20 protein-coding genes are annotated in these 20,511 nt (G+C 69.6%); 7 read left to right on the top strand and 13 right to left on the bottom strand.

The annotated features are described in order from the left end of the window. Positions 1 to 5 precede the first annotated feature (5 nt). A complete protein-coding gene (locus tag AB0L91_RS05605) occupies positions 6 to 650 on the top strand; it encodes a ComF family protein (protein ID WP_365007435.1) in 645 nt (214 codons plus the stop codon). A 206-nt stretch (positions 651 to 856) separates the two neighbouring features. Continuing rightward, entirely contained in the window at positions 857 to 1,531 is a 675-nt protein-coding gene (gene raiA, locus AB0L91_RS05600) for a ribosome-associated translation inhibitor RaiA (RefSeq protein ID WP_355276547.1), read from the top strand. 48 nt (positions 1,532 to 1,579) lie between these two features. On the opposite strand, the gene bluB is transcribed toward raiA, so the two are convergent. The 6 genes from bluB to AB0L91_RS05570 form a co-directional block, all read right to left on the bottom strand. After that, positions 1,580 to 2,215 (bottom strand): 5,6-dimethylbenzimidazole synthase, encoded by a 636-nt coding sequence (gene bluB, locus AB0L91_RS05595; RefSeq protein WP_355276140.1) that lies wholly within the window; start codon positions 2,213 to 2,215, stop codon positions 1,580 to 1,582. 23 nt (positions 2,216 to 2,238) lie between these two features. Beyond that, on the bottom strand, positions 2,239 to 3,483 hold the full coding sequence (locus AB0L91_RS05590; RefSeq protein ID WP_355276138.1) for a fatty acid desaturase: 1,245 nt from the start codon (positions 3,481 to 3,483) through the stop codon (positions 2,239 to 2,241). Positions 3,484 to 3,582: 99 nt separating this feature from the next. Beyond that, a complete protein-coding gene (locus AB0L91_RS05585; RefSeq protein WP_357343414.1) occupies positions 3,583 to 4,983 on the bottom strand; it encodes a fatty acid desaturase in 1,401 nt (466 codons plus the stop codon). 192 nt (positions 4,984 to 5,175) lie between these two features. After that, on the bottom strand, positions 5,176 to 6,306 hold the full coding sequence (locus AB0L91_RS05580) for a ferredoxin reductase (RefSeq protein WP_365007432.1): 1,131 nt from the start codon (positions 6,304 to 6,306) through the stop codon (positions 5,176 to 5,178). Positions 6,307 to 6,429: 123 nt separating this feature from the next. Beyond that, positions 6,430 to 6,945, bottom strand: coding sequence for a hypothetical protein (locus tag AB0L91_RS05575; protein WP_355276546.1), 516 nt, complete (start codon positions 6,943 to 6,945; stop codon positions 6,430 to 6,432). A gap of 40 nt (positions 6,946 to 6,985) precedes the next feature. Beyond that, positions 6,986 to 8,395 (bottom strand): wax ester/triacylglycerol synthase family O-acyltransferase, encoded by a 1,410-nt coding sequence (locus AB0L91_RS05570; RefSeq protein ID WP_365007430.1) that lies wholly within the window; start codon positions 8,393 to 8,395, stop codon positions 6,986 to 6,988. A 247-nt stretch (positions 8,396 to 8,642) separates the two neighbouring features. Between AB0L91_RS05570 and secA the strand changes: the two genes are divergently transcribed. The 3 genes from secA to AB0L91_RS05555 all read left to right on the top strand — a co-directional run bounded on the left by secA (position 8,643) and on the right by AB0L91_RS05555 (position 12,189). Next, a complete protein-coding gene (gene secA, locus AB0L91_RS05565; RefSeq protein WP_365007428.1) occupies positions 8,643 to 11,438 on the top strand; it encodes a preprotein translocase subunit SecA in 2,796 nt (931 codons plus the stop codon). Positions 11,439 to 11,527: 89 nt separating this feature from the next. Beyond that, positions 11,528 to 11,794: a hypothetical protein gene (locus AB0L91_RS05560; protein WP_357343422.1), complete on the top strand. Its 267-nt coding sequence runs from the start codon at positions 11,528 to 11,530 to the stop codon at positions 11,792 to 11,794. Next, the gene (locus tag AB0L91_RS05555; protein WP_365007426.1) at positions 11,791 to 12,189 is read left to right on the top strand and encodes a type II toxin-antitoxin system VapC family toxin; all 399 of its coding nucleotides are present in this window, start codon (positions 11,791 to 11,793) and stop codon (positions 12,187 to 12,189) included. Before AB0L91_RS05560 ends, AB0L91_RS05555 begins: the two co-directional genes overlap by 4 nt. Before the next feature lie 65 nt (positions 12,190 to 12,254). Here AB0L91_RS05555 and AB0L91_RS05550 read toward each other — a convergent pair whose 3' ends face one another. The 4 genes from AB0L91_RS05550 to AB0L91_RS05535 all read right to left on the bottom strand — a co-directional run bounded on the left by AB0L91_RS05550 (position 12,255) and on the right by AB0L91_RS05535 (position 14,500). Beyond that, positions 12,255 to 13,070: a peptidase inhibitor family I36 protein gene (locus AB0L91_RS05550; protein ID WP_365007424.1), complete on the bottom strand. Its 816-nt coding sequence runs from the start codon at positions 13,068 to 13,070 to the stop codon at positions 12,255 to 12,257. Positions 13,071 to 13,169: 99 nt separating this feature from the next. Beyond that, on the bottom strand, positions 13,170 to 13,802 hold the full coding sequence (locus AB0L91_RS05545; RefSeq protein WP_365007422.1) for a pentapeptide repeat-containing protein: 633 nt from the start codon (positions 13,800 to 13,802) through the stop codon (positions 13,170 to 13,172). Between the two features lie 99 nt (positions 13,803 to 13,901). Beyond that, positions 13,902 to 14,225, bottom strand: coding sequence for a hypothetical protein (locus AB0L91_RS05540; protein ID WP_355276127.1), 324 nt, complete (start codon positions 14,223 to 14,225; stop codon positions 13,902 to 13,904). Next, entirely contained in the window at positions 14,222 to 14,500 is a 279-nt protein-coding gene (locus AB0L91_RS05535) for a hypothetical protein (RefSeq protein WP_355276126.1), read from the bottom strand. Before AB0L91_RS05535 ends, AB0L91_RS05540 begins: the two co-directional genes overlap by 4 nt. A 78-nt stretch (positions 14,501 to 14,578) precedes the next feature. On the opposite strand from AB0L91_RS05535, the gene AB0L91_RS05530 reads away from it, so the two are divergent. Next, positions 14,579 to 16,132: a PucR family transcriptional regulator ligand-binding domain-containing protein gene (locus tag AB0L91_RS05530; protein ID WP_365007419.1), complete on the top strand. Its 1,554-nt coding sequence runs from the start codon at positions 14,579 to 14,581 to the stop codon at positions 16,130 to 16,132. Here the strand turns inward: AB0L91_RS05530 and AB0L91_RS05525 are convergent. From AB0L91_RS05525 to AB0L91_RS05515, 3 genes are read right to left on the bottom strand one after another with little or no spacing between them, the layout of a single operon-like run. After that, positions 16,120 to 16,983, bottom strand: a complete 864-nt coding sequence (locus tag AB0L91_RS05525; RefSeq protein WP_365007418.1) for a polysaccharide deacetylase — start codon at positions 16,981 to 16,983, stop codon at positions 16,120 to 16,122. The genes AB0L91_RS05530 and AB0L91_RS05525 overlap by 13 nt on opposite strands. Beyond that, a complete protein-coding gene (locus AB0L91_RS05520) occupies positions 16,980 to 18,095 on the bottom strand; it encodes an NADH:flavin oxidoreductase (RefSeq protein WP_365007415.1) in 1,116 nt (371 codons plus the stop codon). Before AB0L91_RS05520 ends, AB0L91_RS05525 begins: the two co-directional genes overlap by 4 nt. Next, positions 18,092 to 18,718, bottom strand: a complete 627-nt coding sequence (locus AB0L91_RS05515; RefSeq protein ID WP_365007414.1) for an urea carboxylase-associated family protein — start codon at positions 18,716 to 18,718, stop codon at positions 18,092 to 18,094. The genes AB0L91_RS05520 and AB0L91_RS05515 overlap by 4 nt, the downstream gene beginning before the upstream one ends. Positions 18,719 to 18,868: 150 nt before the next feature. On the opposite strand from AB0L91_RS05515, the gene AB0L91_RS05510 reads away from it, so the two are divergent. After that, the gene (locus AB0L91_RS05510; RefSeq protein WP_365007412.1) at positions 18,869 to 20,401 is read left to right on the top strand and encodes an amidase family protein; all 1,533 of its coding nucleotides are present in this window, start codon (positions 18,869 to 18,871) and stop codon (positions 20,399 to 20,401) included. Positions 20,402 to 20,511 lie beyond the last annotated feature (110 nt).

Genomic DNA, 20,511 nt, shown 5'->3' with positions numbered 1-20,511 from the left:
CCGCTATGAGAGCCCTGCTCGATCTGGTGCTGCCCGTCCACTGCGGCGGCTGCGCGACGGTGGGCGCTGCCTGGTGCCCCGGCTGCGCGGCCGAGCTCAGCCGGGCCCCGGTGCGGGTCCGTCCGCGCACCGATCCCGGCGTCCCGTGCTGGGCGCTCGGCCCCTATCGCGGTGCGGGACGCCGCGCCGTGCTGGCGGCCAAGGAGCACGGCAGGCGCGACCTGGCCGCGCCGCTGGGCCTGGCCCTGGCGCTCGCTCTCGACCGCCTGCGGGCCCCTGATCGCCCGCTGGTGCTCGTCCCGGCGCCGACCCGCTCGGCGGCCGCGCGGCGCCGCGGCGGCGACCCGGTGGCGCGCGCGACAGCCGCCGCCACGCGGTGGCTGATCGATAGCCGGAGCGTGCCGCTGCTGCGGATGCGGCGCGGCGTGCGCGACTCGGTGGGGTTGACGACACGCGAGCGTGCCCACAATCTGCGCGACAAGATCATGACGGTGACCCAGCTCGCCGACCCGGCCGTCATCGCGGCGAATGCAGAGGTAGTCGTGGTCGACGACGTTCTCACCACCGGGGCGACTGTCACCGAATCGGTACGCGTTCTTAGTCGAATCGGCGTACTTCCGTGCGCGGTTTTGGTGACCTGCGCGGCTTGACTCCGCGAAATTTGCGTGAACAGTGGCGCACTTGCCCGTGGCGGACTAGCGTCGCGGACACACACCGAACGACAAGTTTGGGAGGTGGCGCCGCGGACATCTGGTGCCGAGCGATTCCCGATCGGCACAGCTCAATCCCGCCGCACTCGCTTCTCGTGTGCGGCCATATCCGGGAGGTACGCGTGACGACTTCTTCACGGGCATCAGTGCGAGACGCTGACCCCACGGCACTGGCCGACAGTGCTGCCGACTCGACCGAGAGCCCGCACGCCGAAGTGGTGGTCTCCGGTCGGAATGTCGAAGTCCCCGACCACTATCGAATCTACGTGGCGGAGAAGCTCGCTCGGCTCGAGCGCTTCGATCCGTCGATATTCCTCTTCGATGTGGAACTTTTCCACGAACGCAACCGTCGTCAACGCAAGGCCTGTCAGCGCGTGGAGATCACCGCGCGCGGCCGTGGTCCGATCGTGCGCGCGGAAGCCTGCGCAGACAGCTTCTACGCCGCGCTGGAATCGGCCACCCAGAAGATCGAGAGCAGACTGCGCCGCACCAAAGACAAGCGGCGCGTGGTGCACTACGGCGACAAGACGCCGGTCTCGGTCGCGCAGGCCACCGCCACGCTGGTGGACGAATCCCTGTTCGCCGCGCCGAACGGCGCCGCCGCGCACGCTCATGCCGAGGAACCCGAGCATGAGGAAGGCCCCGGCCACATCGTGCGCACCAAGGTGCACACCGCCACGCCGATGTCGGTGGACGACGCGCTCTACCAGATGGAACTGGTCGGACACGACTTCTTCCTGTTCCACGATCGCGAGACCGACCGACCTTCGGTCGTCTACCGCAGACACGCCTTCGATTACGGCCTGATCCGACTGGCCTGACACCAACGCCGATCCGGGCACCCGCCGCAGCGGGTGCCCGGATCGTGTTCAGTCACCGAAGGTTTCGTGGTGCACGGCCTCGGCGAGCGCGCGACCCGACCGCCACCCGAACCGTTCCAGGTCGGGGACCCGCTGGAACTCGCGCACCGGCCCGACGCACAACCAGGCCACCGGCTTGATCCCGGCGGGCAGCTCGACCAGCTCGCGTAGGAACTCCGGATCGTAGAACGACACCCAGCCCACGCCGACCCGCTCCGCGGTCGCCGCCAGCCACAGGTTCTGGATCGCCAGCACCGTCGAGTACACGCCGGTCTCCGGCACCGTCGCCCGGCCCAGGATCTGCGGTCCGCCGCGCCGGTCGTCGTGGGTGACCACGACGCCGGTGCCGCTCTCGACGATCCCGTCGATCTTGATCGGCTCGAAGGTCTCGGCCCGCTCGGCGGGCAGCGCGTCACGGAACTCGACCCGCTTGTCCGCGACGTGGTCGGCGAAGCGGCGCAACGTGTCGGGCTTGCGGACCACGACGAAGTCCCACGGCTGGGAATTGCCGACGCTGGGCGCGCGATGGGCGGCGTCCAGGATCCGCCACAGGGTGTCGTCGTCGACGAGCTCGCCGGTGAACTCGGCGCGCACATCACGGCGCAGGCGGATCGCGTCGTAGACGCTCAACTGGTCGGCACACACGCCGACCAGTCAACCGCAGCCGGTCAGGCCACCGAGCGGCGGGCCAGCTTGCGCCCGGCGGCCAGCGCGGTGCGCAGGCCACGGCGACGGCCGGTTACCGGGTCGACGGTGGTGACGGCATTGCCGCCGAACAGCTTCTCCGACTTGGTTTCCGGCGCGTCGTCGGTGGTGTGGCGCAGGTACTTGTTGGGCAGCGAGAGCTTGAGGATCGTGCGCCACGACTTGAAGTACTGCACCGGCAGCGACCCGGTGGTGTAGGGCAGGTCGTACTTCTCGGCCAGCTCGCGCACCCGCACGGCGATGGCGGCGTAGTGGTTGCTCGGCAGGTCGGGGAACAGGTGGTGCTCGATCTGGTGGCTGAGGTTGCCGGTCATGAAGTGCATGACCTTGCCGCCGGAGATGTTGGCGCTGCCCAGCATCTGGCGCAGGTACCACTCGCCCTGCGTCTCGTTCTCGATGTCGGCCTTGGTGAACTTCTCCGCGCCGTCGGGGAAGTGACCGCAGAAGATCACCGCGTTGGTCCACACATTGCGCACCACGTTGGCCGCCATGTTGGCGGTCAGGGTGCTGAAGAACGACGGGCCGGTGAGCAGCGGGAAGATCAGGTAGTCCTTGGCGGCCTGCTTGCCGATCTTCTTGAGCACCAGCTTGCGGTCGGCGTCGAACTGCTGCCACTCGGGCGAGTCCTTGGCCCACTTCTTCTTGGCGACCTTGCCCAGTTCCAGGTGCTGGATCGCGACGCCGTACTCGAACAGCATCTGCAGCAGCAGGTTGTAGATCGGGTTGCCCAGGTAGAACGGCATCCAGCGCTGATCGCGGGTGACGCGCAGCAGGCCGTAGCCGATGTCGTCGTCCATGCCCAGGACGTTGGTGTACTTGTGGTGCAGGAAGTTGTGGGTGATCTTCCAATGCGCCGACGGGCCCGCGTTGTCCCATTCCCACGAGGTGGAGTGGACTTCCGGATCGTTCATCCAGTCCCACTGCCCGTGCATGACGTTGTGCCCGATCTCCATGTTCTCGATGATCTTGGCGGTGCCGAGCAGGGCGACGCCGGCCAGCCAGGCCGGGGGCAGGAAGCTGGCGAACAGCACGGTACGACCGCTGATCTCCAGTGCCCGCTGTAGGCGGATGACGTTGCGGATGTAGCGCGCGTCGGCAGCCCCCCGCGAAGATTCGATTTCGCGGCGGATCGCGTCGAACTCAGCACCGAGAGCTTCGACATCCGCGGCGGTGAGGTGCGCGTATTCCTTGACATCCGAGATCGCCATGCCGGTTACACTACCGTAGGTTACGAGAGCGTAGGTTGGCGATTTCGGGCCCTGATTGTGTGAAACGTCCTATTGCGAAATCGAAACTGAGATGTTATCTCAGCCGCGGCGCGCCTTACGCTTGGCCGCGCGGTCGCGCAGCGCGCCCCGCTCGTGCTTGGCCCGCTCACCGAGCGCGCGCTTGGCCTCCCGCAACGCCAGCTTCTCCTGCCGCGCCCGCGCCTTCAGCGTCGCCTTGGCCTCGCGCAGCACTTCCTTCTCGTGCCGCGCCTTGATCTCCAGCGAGACCTTCGCGTCGTGCAGCGCCGAGCGCAGGCCGAAGCGCTTGCCGGTCTCCGGATCGACCCGCAGCGCGTCGGGCAGCGAGATGCCGGTGAACTTGCGCTCCGAGGACGTCTCGGGGGCGTCGTCGGCCGTGCGCTTCAGGAAGCGGTCGGGCAGGGCCAGCTTGTGGATGGTCCGGAAGGCCAGCAGGTACTGCTTGCCCAGCGAGCCGGTGGTGTAGGGCAGGTCGTACTTGTCGCACAGCTCGCGCACCCGCACCGCGACCTCGGGGTACCGGTTGCTCGGCAGGTCGGGGAACAGGTGGTGCTCGATCTGGTAGCAGAGATTGCCGCTCATGAAGGCCATCACCGGACCGGCCTTGAAGTTGGCGCTGCCCAGCATTTGCCGCAGGTACCACTCGCCCTGGGTCTCACCGTCGAGCTGCTCGATCGTGAACTTCTCGGCGCCGTCGGGGAAGTGCCCGCAGAAGATCACCGCGTAGGCCCACAGATTGCGGACCAGGTTGGCGGTGGTGTTGGCCTTCAGCGTCGACTTCCAGGCCGGGCCGGTCAGCGCCGGGTACAGCACGAAGTCCTTGACGACCTGACGGCCCGCCTTGCGGGCGAAGTCCTTGTTCGGCTCGGAGAGCACCTGCTTGGCCGGAATGCCCGCCAGCTCCTTCTCGATGCCGAGGTCGTGCAGCGCGATGCCCCACTCGAAGGTGGCGGCCAGCAGCAGATTCGCCGCGGGCTGCACCAGATGCTTGGGGTGCCAGGCCTCGTCGCGGGTCATCCGCAGGATGCCGAAGCCGAGGTCCTCGTCCTTGCCCAGGACGTTGGTGTAGGTGTGGTGGGAGTAGTTGTGCGCCCGGCGCCACTGCGCCGAGGTCCCGGTCATGTCCCACTCCCAGCTGGTGGAGTGGATCTCCGGATCGTTCATCCAGTCCCACTGCCCGTGGCTGACGTTGTGCCCGAGCTCCATGTTCTCGATGATCTTGGCCACCGACAGCAGCGCCGTGCCGCCGAGCCAGGCCCAGCGGTTGCGGCTGCCGAACAGCACCGCGCGGCCGGCCACCTCGAGCGCGCGCTGGGCGGCGATGGTGCGACGGATGTACTTCGCGTCGCGCTCGCCGCGGGAGGTCTCCACCGAACGGCGGATCGAATCGAGTTCTTTCCCCAGGGTTTCGATGTCGGCCGCCGTGAGATGGGCGAAGGCCTGGATATCGGTGATTGCCACCGGGGTCCTCTCTGTCGGTTGGCGGCTGGTCGCTCAGATATGGAGGCGGGCCGAGAACGGCGGCTGTGCCGCGTTCCCGGCCCCGGGGTTGCGCCGGTCGGCGCGAGGTAGGCCGAGACCAGCCGCTGTCGGCCATTCATATGGTCGACGCATGACTCCGAGGGTACCTGCTGTCCGAAGTGCGCGGGACGCTCAGATGTCGAGCGTGCAGTCACCCGCCGCGGCGGAGATGCAGGTCTGCACCTTGTCGCCGGGCTGACGTTCGTCTCCGTTGCGCAGGTCGCGGGCGTGTCCGGCGGACAGCGTGACCACGCAGGTCTGGCAGATGCCCATGCGGCAGCCGAACGGCAGCTGCACCCCGATCGACTCGCCCGCCTCGAGCAGGCTGGTCGCGCCGTCGGCGGTGATGGTCCGGCCGGTGGTGCCGAAGGTCACGGTGCCACCCTCACCGATCGCCGACCGCTCCACCTCGAAGCGCTCGACGTGCAGCTTCTCCGGGATTCCCGCAGCCTTCCAATGGTGTTCGATCGCGTCGAGCATCGGGGCCGGGCCGCACGCCCAGGTCTCGCGCTCCCGCCAATCCGGGTAGAGCTCGTCCAGGCTCGCCAGCGAGAACAGGCCCTGCGCGTCGGTCAGCTGCAGGTGCGAGACGAAGCTCGGGTGCTTGTCGTGCAGTGCCCGCAGCTCGGCGCCGAACATCACGTCGGCGTCGGTCGGCGCCGAGTGCACATGCACCACGTCGGTCACACCGTCGCGCCGGTCCATCGTCCGCAGCATCGACATCACCGGGGTGATGCCGCTGCCCGCGGTGAGGAAGAGCACCTTCGCCGGCGGCGGCTCCGGCAGCACGAACCCGCCCTGCGGGGCGGCCAGGCGCACGATCGTGCCCTCGGCCACCCCGTTGACCAGGTGGCTGGACAGCTTGCCCTCCGGCATCGCCTTCACCGCGATGGAGATGAGCCGCTTGCCGCCCTCGCCGGTCCAGTCCGGTGGGCAGGTCAGCGAGTAGGACCGCCAGTTCCAGCGGCCGTCGATCAGGATGCCGATGCCGATGTACTGACCCGGCTGGTACTTGAAGTCGAAGCCCCAGCCCGGCTTGATCACCAGGGTCGCCGAATCGGCGGTCTCCTTCTGCACCTCGACGATCCGCCCGCGCAGCTCCCTGGCCGACCACAGCGGGTTGGCCAGGTGCAGGTAGTCGTCGGGGAGCAGGGGAGTGGTCACCCGGGCCACCGCGCCTCGCAGCACGTTGAGCTTGCCGCCGCGGTCGCCGACCTGCGCGGCCGGTGCTTCGAGCCATTCCCGGAACTTGTTCATGACCATGCTTGCCGTTGTCTCCCTGTCCTGCCGTCGAGCCGCGGTGGGGCAGCTCGCTCGCAGCCAGGTTACGGCATCGTAGGTTCGGCGGCAGTGGCAGCGGCGGTCACGGTGCTGATCAGGGAGATGTCACAGCAGATCGAGCAGGAACGGCAGTTCCTGGGTGGCGTACCAGGCGAGCTGATGGTCCTCGGCGTCACCGAGGACGAACTCGGCGTCGGTATCGCCCAGATCGGCGGCGTCGATGACGTCGACGGCCTTGGCGACCTGCGGTTCGGCCTCGGCCAGGTCGACGTGTACCGACGCCACCTGGTCGTAGGTGATCGGCCCGGCCAGCTTCACCACCGCGTCGTCCAGGTCCGGCCGCAGCTTCGCGCCGGTGACGTCGGCCGCGATCACCGCGCGCCGGTAGACCGGGCTGCCCGGCGCGGCCGCCTCGCCCGCGGCGTCCTCGTCCGCGTCGTCGAGGCCGTCGCGCTCACCGGCGAGCAGCCGCAGCGACGCCCTGGCCGCCTCCTGCATCGCGACCTCGGCCAGCTCGTCGTCGTCGCCCGCGGCGTAGGCCTCGCGCAGCGCGGGGGTCACCGCGAACGCGGTCGCGCCGAGCGGGAACACCTCGCGCTCGTCGACGAGCCTGCGCAGCATCGGGATCGTCGCCGGGATGTAGACGCGCAGCTTGCCGTTCTCAGATACAGGCACCGAGCAACTCCTCCATCGATTCGTGCACCGACGCGGCCAGGACGTCGATGTCGGCCATGGCGTCGCGGTCGGCGTTGAGTCCGTAGAAGACCTGACCGTCGTACGAGGTGAGCCCGAAACTCAACGTCTGATTGCGCAGCAGCGGCGATACCGGATACATCTCCAGCATGCGCGCCCCGCCGATGTACATCGCGGTCTGTGGTCCCGGCGCGTTGGTGATCACCAGGTTGAACGTGTTGTCGGCGAAGGTACTCGCCGCGCGCACGCTCATCGCGTGCAGGCTGGCCGGAGCGAACCCGGCCAGGTGTACCAGCGTGCGGGCGCGCACACCGCGCCGCTGTCTGCCGGTGGCTTCGGTGGCGTGCGAGATGTGCGACAACCGCATCACCGGATTCGGCTCGCCCACCGGCAGATCGATCAGGAACGAGGAGACCTCGCTGGCCGGGGTCGGCTGGTCGCCGCCGTCGACGTAGACCGACATCGGCACCACCGCGCGCAGATTGGTCGACTCGACCAGCGCCTCGTTGCGCGAGAGCAGCCAGTTGCGCAGCGCGCCGGTGACCACGGCGAGCACCGTGTCGTTGATCGAGCAGTCGAAGTGGCGCCGGATGGTCCGGTAGTCCTCCAGATCGGTGCGCACCACGTCGAACCGCCTGCTGCGCGAGGTCCTGGCGTTGAGCGGGCTGTCGGCGACCCCCGAGGCCGCCGCGCGCACCGCGTTGGCCGCCGCCTTCACCGCCATCCTGGTGCCCCGGACCAGGCCGAACGCGTTCGATCCCGCGTCGCGGGCGACCTCGTAGGCCTCGCGCGGCTGCGCGGCCAGCTGGGACAGCGCCCCCGCCAGCAGCTCCACGTCGGTGGGTTCACGCGGGGCCCGCCACGCGTCGTCGGCCAGGTCGCGTGGCAGCGGGCTGTTGTCGAGGATCACATGCCCGATCTCGAGCGCGGTGTCACCGTCGACGAGCGCCGAATGCGATTTGGTGAACACCGCGCTGCGCCCGTCGACGAGGCCCTCGATCAGATACATCTCCCACAGCGGCCGCCCCTGATCCAGCGGCCGCGAGGCGAGCCGGGCGACCAGGTCGTAGAGCTGTTCGTCGCTGCCCGGACCGGGCAGCGCGGAGCGGCGGATGTGATAGCTGATGTCGAAGCGGCTGTCCTCCACCCACACCGGCCTGCCGAGGGCGAGCGGGATCTCGCGGACCTTGCGGCGGTAGCGCGGCACCAGGGGCAGCCGGGATTCGACCAGGTCGATGAGGCCGTCGTAGTCGAGGACCTGGCCGGTGGCGCCGGGTTCGGTGTTCTGGAGGATCGCGAGGGAGCCGATGTGGATCGGGTTGCTGCTCGACTCGAGCCGGTAGAACGACGCGTCCTGCGGCGTCAGTCTCGTGATCACGCGCTCCGATACTCCTTCCGGTGCCGCATCGCGCAGATCGGGCACGTGCCTCATCCTACGTCACCGTAGGTGAATCGCGGTGCCGGGCAACGAGCCTCATCGGCGGTTGTGACCTGGGCCGATGGCATCGCCCGGTACACCGGGCACGGGTACTCCCGGCCGGGTACGGTGGTCTGCGGACTACGATGGCCCATAACACCGTGGCTCACTAGCCGAACACACTCCGACCAGAGGACTGACGAGACCCGTGCCTGCGCTGACACTGACGAGGTTGCTACGGATTGGTGAAGGTCGCATGGTCAAGCGCCTGTCGAACCTCGCCGACGAGGTCATCGCGTACGGCGAGGAGATCGAGCAGCTGACCGACGACGAGCTGCGCGCCAAGACCGCCGAGTTCAAGCAGCGCTTCGCCGAGGGCGAGACCCTCGACGACCTGCTGCTCGAGGCGTTCGCGGTGGCTCGGGAGGCCTCCTGGCGAGTGCTGAACCAGAAGCACTACAAGGTGCAGATCATGGGCGGCGCCTCGCTGCACCTGGGCAACATCTCGGAGATGAAGACCGGTGAGGGCAAGACCCTGACCTGTGTGCTCCCCGCGTACCTGAACGCGATCTCCGGCGAGGGCGTGCACGTCGTCACCGTCAACGACTACCTCGCCAAGCGCGACGCCGAGTGGATGGGCCGCGTGCACCGCTTCCTCGGGCTCGAGGTGGGCGTGATCCTCGGCGGCATGACCCCGGCCGAGCGCCGCGTCGCCTACAGCGCCGACGTCACCTACGGCACCAACAACGAGTTCGGCTTCGACTACCTGCGCGACAACATGACCCACTCGCTGGACGATCTCGTCCAGCGCGGCCACAACTTCGCCGTGGTCGACGAGGTCGACTCCATCCTCATCGACGAGGCCCGTACCCCGCTGATCATCTCGGGCCCGGCCGACGCGTCGTCCAAGTGGTACGCCGAGTTCGCGCGCATCGCGCCGCTGCTGAAGAAGGACGTCCACTACGAGGTGGACATCAAGAAGCGCACCATCGGTGTGCACGAGGCGGGCGTGGAGTTCGTCGAGGACCAGCTCGGCATCGACAACCTCTACGAGGCCGCGAACTCCCCGCTGGTGAGCTACCTGAACAACGCCATCAAGGCCAAGGAGCTCTACACCCGCGACAAGGACTACATCGTCCGCGACGGCGAAGTGATCATCGTCGACGAGTTCACCGGCCGCATCCTGGTCGGGCGCCGCTACAACGAGGGCATGCACCAGGCGATCGAGGCCAAGGAGAAGGTCGAGATCCAGCCGGAGAACCAGACCCTGGCCACGATCACCCTGCAGAACTACTTCCGCCTCTACAACAAGCTGTCCGGCATGACCGGTACCGCCGAGACCGAGGCCGCCGAGCTGCACTCGATCTACAGCCTCGGCGTGGTCCCGATCCCCACGAACAAGCCGATGGTCCGCAAGGACCAGGCCGACCTGATCTACAAGTCGGAGGAGGCCAAGTTCGCCGCCGTCGTCGACGACGTGGTGGAGCGGCACGAGAAGGGCCAGCCGGTCCTGATCGGTACCACCAGCGTCGAGCGCTCGGAGTACCTGTCTAAGCAGTTCACCAAGCGCGGTGTGGCGCACTCGGTGCTGAACGCGAAGTTCCACGAGCAGGAAGCGCAGATCATCGCCGAGGCCGGCCGGCCCGGCGCGGTCACCGTCGCCACCAACATGGCCGGTCGTGGTACCGACATCGTGCTCGGCGGCAACGCCGACATCATCGCCGACATCCTGCTGCGCAAGCAGGGCCTCGACCCGGTGCACACCCCCGACGAGTACGAGGCCGCCTGGCACTCCGCGCTCGATCAGGTCAAGGAGCAGACCGCGGCCGACGCCGAGGCCGTCCGCGACGCCGGTGGTCTGTACGTGCTCGGCACCGAGCGCCACGAGTCGCGTCGCATCGACAACCAGCTGCGCGGCCGCTCCGGCCGTCAGGGCGACCCGGGCGAGTCCCGGTTCTACCTGTCGCTGGGTGACGAGCTGATGCGCCGCTTCAACGGCGCCGCGCTCGAGGCCATCATGACCAGGCTGAACCTGCCCGACGACGTGCCGATCGAGGCGAAGATGGTCTCCAAGGCCATCAAGAGCGCTCAGACCCAGGTCGAGCAGCAGAACTTCGAGATCCGCAAGAACGTCTTGAAGTACGACGAGGTGATGAACCAGCAGCGCACCGTCATCTACGGCGAGCGCAACCGGATCCTGCGTGGCGAGGACATGGAGGGTCAGGTGCAGAACATGATCACCGACGTGACCACCGCCTATGTCGACGGCGCCACCGCCGAGGGCTACATCGAGGACTGGGACCTGGACAAGCTGTGGGGCGCCCTCAAGACGCTCTACCCGGTCACCCTCGACCACAAGGAACTGGCGGGCGAGACCAGCACCGGCGACGCGGGCGAACTCACCCGCGACGAGCTGCGCGAGGCCCTGCTCGACGACGCGCACACCGCCTACGAGAAGCGCGAGCAGGAGATCGACGGCCTCGCCGGCGAGGGCGCGATGCGCAACCTGGAGCGCCAGGTCCTGCTCTCGGTCCTGGACCGCAAGTGGCGTGAGCACCTCTACGAGATGGACTACCTCAAGGAGGGCATCGGCCTGCGCGCGATGGCCCAGCGCGACCCGCTGGTCGAGTACCAGCGCGAGGGCTTCGACATGTTCGCCGCGATGCTGGACGGTCTGAAGGAGGAGTCGGTCGGCTTCCTGTTCAACCTCCAGGTCGAGGTCCAGCAGCCCCAGCCCGAAGGCGTCTCGGTCGGCGCCGGTCTGCGTTCCCCGGTCGGCGCCCGCCCCCAGGACGCCCCCACCGAAACCCAGGCCCCGCCCGCCCTGCGCGCCAAGGGCATCACCGATCAGGCCCCCCGCGGCCTGAACTACTCGGGCCCCGCCGAAGACGGCCGCGCCGAATCCCATTCCGACGCCCAGGAATACGGCGGCCAGCAGCCCGGCACCCGCCGCGAGCGCCGCGAAGCCGCCCGCGCCGAAACCAAGGGCAAGCGCCGCCGCTGACGCACCACTGATCGAACCCACCGAGGCCCCCGCACACCGCGGGGGCCTCGGCCGTTTCCCATGGCGATTGTGCATGTATAATTGCATGCATGGTTGCCTTGCAGATTCGCGACGTTCCGGAGCCGTTGCGCGACCAGCTGGTCGCGCTGGCGCGGCAGCGCGGGCAGTCGCTGCAGGCGTTCCTGTTCGACTTGGTGCGCGACGAGGCTCGGCGGCAGGACAACATCGCGGTGCTCAAGCAGTTCAGTCCCGCGGCGATGGATGTCGCGTTCACCGCGGGTGATGTCGTCGTTGCGCTGGATGCCGAACGCGCCGAACGGGATTCGGCCTTCGATGATGCGGATTTCGGCGGGTGATCGTGGTCGATGCCTCGGTCTTCGTTCACGCGCTGCTCAACCCCGGCCCGCTGGGTGATGTCTGCCGTGCCGCGCTGGAAGCCGACAACCGCTGGATCGCCCCGCAGCACTGGACCGTCGAGGTCCTGTCGGTGATCCGGCGATTCACCCGTGCGGGCACCATCACCGCGGACCAGGCCGCCCGCGCGGTCGATGCCGTCGGCGCACTGGATCCCGAGGTTCCCGTTACGCGGGTCTTCGTACCCAGAATCTGGGATCTCCGCGACAACCTGACCGCTTACGACGCCGCCTATGTCGCGGCGGCGGAAGCCTATGGATGTGACTTGCTCACGACGGACGCCCGGTTGGCGAACGCGCCGGGCATCACCTGCGCGGTGCGCGTTCTGCGAGGCTGAGTCACCGGTAGCGCAGGCCTGTCGCAACCCGGTTCGACGCTGACGCCGTCGGTGCCCAGTGGGCCTCAGCCGGTCGGGGCGGACGATCCGGCGGTGCCGGGGGTGATCGGCTTGGTGACCGAGGGGACGGCCGAGCCGGTTCCGCTCTTCGGGGCGGTCGGGCCGGGTGTCTTCGTGCCGGTACCGGTGGGGGAGCCGGTGCCGGTGACGGTGGGGGAGTCGGTGCCGGAGGCGATCCCGGTGGGGATCGGGCCGACGGTGAGGGAGCGGGCCCTGGCTCGCCAGTCGGCGGGGAGGTCGCCCTTGGCGGAGGTGGCGACGGTGTAGGTGTCGCCCTTGTTGTCGCGGGCGGCGAAGAGGGTGGCGGTCTTGCCCGCGCGGTTGTAGACCGAGAGGGCGGCGCTGTCGATGTGCTGGCCGGCCAGGTCGGGGGAGCCGATCTTGAACAGCGACATCTTGCCGGTGCCCTCGCTGCCGGTGAACAGGCACAGGTAGCCGGTGGGACAGCGGTCGTAGCCGGTGCAGCCGCCGGTCTTGTCACACCAGCTCTGGGTGACGCTGGTGAAGGTGTTGGCGCTGACTTTCGTTGTCTCGGTGCCCTTTCCGTTGTCCAGGATCACCGGGAGCTCCTCGTCGGGGTTCTCGCCGAACCGGTCGAGCAGATAGGTGCACGCCTGGGAGAGCGCGATGCCGGTGGCCGCCACGACGAGGGCCGCGGTCACCGTCACGCCGGCCCTGAGCTTCAGCGCGACCACCTCGACGACCGGAACCACCATCTCGCACACGACTTCTTTGGCCGTCTCGGTCGCCTCATCGCCCTTGCACCCGACGATGCCGAACCCGACCACGACCGCGAGGATTACCGCCACCAGCTTCTGCACGGCGTCAGAATGCGCGTGGATTACCCACTCGTGCAAGGAAATTCATGGTCACGTGTCCCGCGCCCGGGCGTGGCCACCCTTGCTCAGCCGAACGAAAGATCAGCGGCACACGGCCACACCGATCGCCGCACCCTGCCGGTCGAACCACTCGGCGAGTTCCGCGCCGTGCACCAGCCGGGGCGCGTCGGCGCCGATATCGATCGCACCGTCGACCGCGCCGCTCGCGCCGGTGAGATCGGCGCCGGCCAGCCGGGCCCCATCGAAGTTCGCGCGGTCGAGCCGGCAGCCCCGCAGACTCGCGCCACGGAAATCGCTGTCGCCGAAGCTCGCCCGGCGCAGATCGGCGCCGCCGAGGTCGGCGTCGCGGAAATCGGAGGCGGCGAAATCGGCCTTCATCAGGCGCGCGCCGGTGAGCCGGGCCGCGCGCAATACGCAGTCGCGGGCTTGCGCGGTGCCGAGGTCGGCGCCGGTGAGGTCGGCCCCGGACAGGTCGGTGGCGAGCATCCAGGCACCGTAGAGGTCGGTGTCGATCAGCCGGGCGCCGGTCAGCCTCGCCTCGCCGAGCTCGGCGCCACCGAGATCGAGCCCCGACAGATCACTGCCCGCGAGGTCGAGGCCCCACCCGTTGAACAGCATCTCGGTCGTGCGCGGCGCGGCCGGGTCAGCGGGGAGCTGGTCGAGATAGCGCGCGAGAATCGTCCGCGCGTCCGGGTCGGTGGGCCACCTGGGCACCGCGTGCAGATCGCCAATCGGTCGGCGCCGCCAGAACATCATGAGAAGTATTTACACCCTGCGGTTCTCGCGCGGGAACCGTCCGGTCACGAACGTGAATCAGCTGGCGCGATGGATGGGGTGGACCCGCGACAGCGCCCGTTTGGCCTCGGCGAGCGAGATCAGCTGATCCTCGTCGTCGATCTCGGCGACGGCGGCCTCGGCCCACTCCCGCAGCAATGTCGACACGCCGACGCGACGCTCGTCGGCCAGGGTTTTCAGCCGGGAGTGCAGGCCCAGCGGCAACCGGATGGAGGTGGTCACCATGATGTCCTCGTTGGCGGGCAGGCGGGGTGGCGCTTCGGCGGCCGCGTCGGAGAAGCTCAGCCGATCCATGAAGTCGGCGAGCTCTTCCTTGCTCGATGGATAGTCCTGATCGCTCATGACTCGGTCCCACTTTCCCACTGCTCGAACTGCGCCAGCTCCTCGGCGCGCATCGCTCGTGCGCCGATGATCACCCACGTCCAGTCGTCGCGCTGTCGTGTGACCACGATCAGCGGACGTCCGGCCGTGGTGCGCCCCCACACCGTCAGGACGGACACCTGGCCGTCGAAGGCCGGGCGTGGCCACCGTCGTGACGCTGCGAGGACCTGCCGAACCTCGCTGGGTTCGACGCCGATCAGGTGAGCGATCGCCCAATCAGGCCACTCGAAACCCATAAGTCCATAATACGCACGTAGTAACAGCCTGTGAAAGCACTGAGCATCCCGGCCGGATCGATGGGTAGATTCGCGGGGGTGTTGACCATCAGCCGACTGGTCGCCGATCCCGCGCTCGGCCTGCGGATCGTGACGCCGGACCTCACCGATCGCCTGGCCGCCGAGATCCGCTGGCTGCACACCACCGAGCTACCCGACCCGTCGCCCTACGTGCGCCCCGGCGAGCTGGTGCTGACCAACGGGTTGTGGCAGTCGCACGTGCCCGCGGCGCGCTTCGTCGACGCGCTGGCCGGGGCGGGTGCGGCCGGTCTGGTCTTCGGGCTGACCGCGCAGACTCCGGTGCTGCCCGCCGAGCTCGTCGACCTGTGCCGCGAGCGCGACCTGCCCCTGATCGAGCTGTGTATCGGGGTGCCGTTCGCCGCGCTCACCCGCGCCGCCGCCGGCATCCAGAACGAGGTGCTCCAGGCGGAGCTGACGGCCACGGTGCGCCGGGGCGACGCGCTGGCCACCGCGCTGTCGCGGGGCAGCGGTGCGGCGGGGGTGCTCGAGATCCTGCGGGGCGAGACGGAATTGCCGCTGCTGGTGGTCGATCGGCGGGGCCGCTGCCTGGCCGCCATCGGCTGTGAGCCGACCGCCGAACAGATCCGCACGGCCGCGGCCGCGCTCACGCGGACACCGCCGCCGCTCGAGGTGAACCTGCTCGGATCGGGGCCGTCGGCGCTCTACCTCGTCGAGGGCGCGATGGGCGAGATCGACGCCGGGCTCTACTGCCTGGAACCGGCGGCGACGCTGACCGCCGCCGATCGGGAGGCCCTCGACCAGGCGGCTCGGTTCCTGAGCCTCGAGGTCGCCAAACAGCAAGCGGTGCAAGCGATCGAGGCCCGCTTCGCCGCCGAGCTGCTCGAGATGATCCTGTCCGGCCCCGGTCGCGACGACGAGGTGCGCAGGCGATTGCGGGCCTACGGCGTGCCGTCGGACGGGCCGCTGGCGGTCTTCGCGCTGGCCGGTGAGGACGTGTCGCTCGACGACATCGCCGACGCGGCGGGCACCGTGTTCGCCACGCACGGCATCCCGGTGTTCACCGCCGCGGGCAGCCGCGATGTGGTGGCGGTGTGCCCGTGGCCGGGCACCGCCGACGAACCGGCCCGCTTCGCCGCCGAGCTCGCCGGCGAGGTCGCCCGTCGCGCGGCGGCCGCCCGCGTCGTCATCGGCGTGGGCGACATCGCCGCCACCGCGGCGGGTCTGCGCGAGCCGCTGGTCCGGGCGCGGGAGGTCTGCCAGGTGCTGCGCGCGCAGACCGGTCCGGACACCGCGACCTTCGCCGACATCGCCACCCATCGGATGCTGCTCGGCCTGCTCGATGCCCGGGTGCTGGAGCGCTTCGCCGGTCAGGTGCTCGGCGCATTGCGCGCGCACGACGCCCGCGCGCGCACCGAACTGGAGCACACCCTGCGCGTGTTCCTCGTCAACGACGGCCAGTGGGGCGTCACGGCGGCGGCGCTGCACGTGCACGTCAACACCCTGCGCAACCGGATGGCCAGGATCACGGAGCTGACCGGCCGCGATGTGCACCGGCTCGCCGACACAGTCGACCTGTTCCTGGCGTTCGCGGCCGACCCTCAGCCGGGATAGACCGCCGGATCCACGTCGTAGGTGGGCAGCGGGCGCACCGGTGTCGCGGTGTCGGCGCTGGCCCAGGCCGCCACGTCCCGGCAGCGCGCGAACGTCACGTCCCCGCAGTCCTGCGCGTAGCGGATCAGGGTGCGCATGGCCAGCATCCGGCCCGGCCGCCCGGTGAGGAAGGGGTGCATGCACACGTTGAACAGGCACCGGTAGTGCCGCATCCCGTCCAGTTCGGCCCGCCACATCCGCTCGACCTTGTCCGGCGACTCGATGACCGACCCGATCCGCGGCTCCGGCAGATACGCGTACTGCTCCCAGTCGTCGAGCGACCAGTGCACCGGCAGTTCCACCACCGGCGCGTGCGCGCCCGGCACCAGGTACGGCCGGTCGTCACCCATCAGCGAGGAGTCGTAGGTCAGCCCGTATTCGGCCACCAGGGCGAGGGTTTCGCGGCTGGCGCTCCACATCGCCGCGCGATGTCCGGCGATCTCGATGCCCTGGGCCGCGAAGACCTCCAGTGCCCGAACGAAATCCGCGCGCTCGGCGCCCGGCGGCAGCGAGGTGGGCGCCCGATGGCTGTAGGAGTGGTGGGCGACCTCGTGGCCGCGATCGACGATCGCGGCGGCCAGTCCAGGACGTCGCTCCGCCACCCAGCCGGGCACGAAGAACGTCGCGGGCACGGCCAGCTCGTCGAGCAGGTCGAGGATCCGTGGCACGCCGACATCGGGTCCGTAGGACTGGTGCGACATCACCATCGGGTGCTCGGCGTAGCGTCTGCCCTCGGCGAGGATCGGCGTTTCCGCGTCGACGTCGAAGGTCAGGATCGCGACGGCGGCCGCGCCACGGGTCCACGACGTCATCGGCGTGCGCGCCAGGCCGCCGCGGTGTCCAGGTTCGCCATGGGGTGCAGCATCTCACGGTCGAAGGGGTCGAGCGGTCGCCCGGTCTCGACCCGGCGCGGCAGGTCGGGGTTGGCGAGCGCGCCCGTGCCGAGCGAGAGCAGATCGGCGTGCCCGCCGGTGAGGACGTCGGCGGCCTGGGGCAGCGCGTGCATGCCGCCGTTGGCGATCACCGGCTTACCGGTCACCTCGCGGGCGAGCTGGGTGATCGTCGAGCCGTCGGCCAGGCGCGCGGTCTCCAGGAAGTTCCGGCCCTCGCTGGCGATGTGCAGGTAGGTCGCCTCGGCCAGCGCGCCGAAGATCACCCGCGCGTCGTCCGCGCCGCCGGGCCAGCGGTAGGTGAAGTCGTTGACCTTGGTCTGCGACAGCCGCACGCCGACCGGCAGTTCGCCCACCGCCGCGCGGACCGCGTCCAGTACGCGCACGTGCAGCCGGACCCGGTCGCGTACCGGGCCGCCGTACTCGTCGGTGCGCAGATTGGTGTAGCCGGTGAGGAATTGGTCGAGCAGGTAGCCGTTGGCCCCGTGGATCTCGACGCCGTCGAACCCGGCGGCCTTCGCGTTCGCGGCCGCGGCGGCGAAACCGGCGATCACCTCGTCGATATCGCGGGTGGTCATCTCCCTCGGCGCGCTCCACGGGCCGCCGACACCGCCGTAGTCGGCCATCATCCGTCCCGGCGGCGCGACCGCCGACGGCCCGATCGTTCCGTTGCCGTAGGAGTTGCCCTGGGAGATGGCACCGGCGTGCATCAGCTGGGCGACGATCGGCACGCCCTCGGCGTGCACCGCGTCCACCACGGTCCGCCACCCGGCGACGTGCGCGTCGGTGACCAGGCCGGGCTGACCGTAGTAGCCCTGGCTGTGCGCGGCGTCGGGGTAGATGCCCTCGGTGGTGATCAGCCCGAAGCCGCCCGCGGCGAATTCGCGGTAGTACCCGGCCATCCGGGCGGTCGGGGTGCCGTCGGGGGTCGCCGAGATCCGGGTCATCGGGGCCACGGTGAAGCGGTTGCGCAGGCGCAGGGTGCCGAGATCGAACGGGGCGAGGGCGGGATGGGCGAGGTCGGTGGTGGTCATCGGTTCTTCTCCTCGGTGGTCAGGACGGTCAGGGACAGCGGGCTCGGGCCCGTCCCGTTGATGACGTTGTGGTCCTGTGGGCAGGACGAGACGACGACGAGACACGGCAGCTCGGCGCGCAGGGTGATCGCGTCGCCGGGCCGGGTCGGGGCGGCCAGCCAGGACAGCGCGCCGTCGGTGGCGACGGGGATCCGCATGAACACGTTGATCGGCTGCGGGATGTGCGACGGCGCCGGGTGTCCCCGCTCGGCCAGCGCCCGGATCAGGTTCTCCGCACAGCTGGCATGGCCCGGATCACCGTATGCCGCATAGCGTTCCGGGTCGCAGGCGGCGATCAGCATGTCGTGGTCACCGGGGGAGGTGTCGGCGAGGTAGGTGAGGATCGGGCGGCGCCGGTTGGTCACGAACGCCTCGCCCAGCGCCGGGAACAGGCGGCTGGTGTGGGTGCGGGTGTGCGCGGCGCTGTGCTGCTCGGTGAGGTCGTCGGCGTGGTAGGCGAAGACGTCACCGACCTGGCCACCGGCGATATCGGTGATCCGCAGGCGGTCGCCGGTCCGCAGCAGCACCGACCTGGCCTGCCTGGCCGGCACCAGCACCGGCTCGGGGTAGCTCGTCGTTGTCATGCCGTTCAGTCAACCGGTGGGCGGACCTCGGGTGCTATGGAGATATCGCCACTTTCTTGCAAGCTGAATGGATGTTTCACCATGCCCTGGGTGGTTGCGGTCGCGATAGCGTGCGGTGGTCCGTTCCATCGATGCCGAGGAGTGCCGCGCATGGCCACCGCTCTCGTCACGGCCCGTGCCGTCGCCACCGGCGAAACCACCGCGACAGCGGTGATCGAGGCCGCGATCGATCGTGTGCGACAGCCTGATTCGGCCGCGATCCTGGTGACGGTCACCGGTGAGCGTGCCCGCCTCCAGGCGGCGGCGAGTGATCGCCGGGCCGCGCGTGGGCTCCGGCGCGGTGCTCTCGACGGTGTGCCGATCGTGTGGAAGGACCTGTTCGATGTCCAGGGCACCGTCACGACGTGCGGTTCGGCCAGCCACCAGCACGACGAACCCGCCGCCGTCGACAGCCTGCTCGTGCGCCGGGCGCACGACCGCGGCCTGATCACCGTCGGCAAGACCACCCTGAGCGAGTTCGCCTTCTCCGGCCTCGGCATCAACACCCGGTTCGGTACCCCCGCCAACCCCCTGGCCCCCGACATGATCCCCGGCGGATCGTCCACCGGATCAGCCGTCGCCGTCGCCCGCGGCCTGGTCCCCCTCGCGGTCGGCACCGACACCTCCGGCTCCGTCCGCATCCCCGCCGCCCTCTGCGGGATCATCGGATTCCGCGCCAGCCCAGGACGATACGGCCCGCACGACTTCGCGCCCCTCGCGCCGACTCTAGACAGCATCGGCCTCTTCGCCACCACCGTCACCGACATCGCGGCCTTCGACGAACTGCTGCTTCCGCTTGGTATTACGGCATCCGCAGGGCCTGCGCAGTTCGCAGGGTCCACGCAGTTCGCAGGGCGCGCGCAGTTCGCCGGGCCGGTGTCGCACGCTGGGGCGGCATCACCCGGCGGGCAGTGGTTCGGGGGCCGGACGCCGGACCCGGCGCGGTGGGCCCGACAGCCGGTCGGCGGGCTCGGCACGACCGGCGGGGTCGACGCCGCGCGCTCGCTGCCGCCACGGTTCGTCGTGCCGACCGGCGAATGGGCCGAGGACCTCGCGCCACCGATCGCCGATGACTTCGCCCGCACCGTCGCCCGGCTGCGCGCGGCGGGCGCGACCGTGGTGGTGCGCGGATTTTCTTCCCTCGGCGCGGCCCAGCGACTGCTGGACGACCACGGCACGATCGTCGGCGCCGAGGCCTATCGCCTGCACAGCCACCGGCTGCGCTCGACGATGCCGATCGAGCCCGCGACCCGCCGCCGTCTCGAAGGCAATACCGGCACGGCGACCACCATCGCCCCGGTGTACGCCGCGCTGCCCGGCCTGCGCGCCGAGTTCGCCTCCGAGCTGGGCGATGCGACGCTGCTCTGCCCGCCGATCCGCCACCTGCCGCCACGCATCCCCGACCTGCTCGCCGACCAGGACACCTACGACGCCGCCAACGCCACGATCCTGCGCACCACGATGCTGCTCAGCTACCTCGGCACCTGCGGGATCAGCCTGCCCACCGCACTCAGGCGCCCCGGCAATGCCGCGCTGCTGTCCAAGCCCGCCGGTGCGGACAGCGCACTGCTCAGCGACGCCGCCTGGACCGAGCGAGTCCTGCACCCGCATCGGGCCGAACGCCGAGATCGGGATAGCCGTTAGCGACCGCGTCTGCCCATCGAACGGCACACGCCGACCGGTCGTGGATCTCTCGACCGGAGCCATCGGCCCTGCTGGCGTATCGCGATTGCGGTGCCGGTTCAGCAGGCCTG

The sequence above is a fragment of the Nocardia sp. NPDC051833 genome, assembly GCF_040681225.1.
GTDB lineage: Bacteria > Actinomycetota > Actinomycetes > Mycobacteriales > Mycobacteriaceae > Nocardia.
The sequence above is the reverse complement of the archived record's forward strand: the minus strand, read 5'-3'. Positions and strand labels throughout refer to the sequence as shown.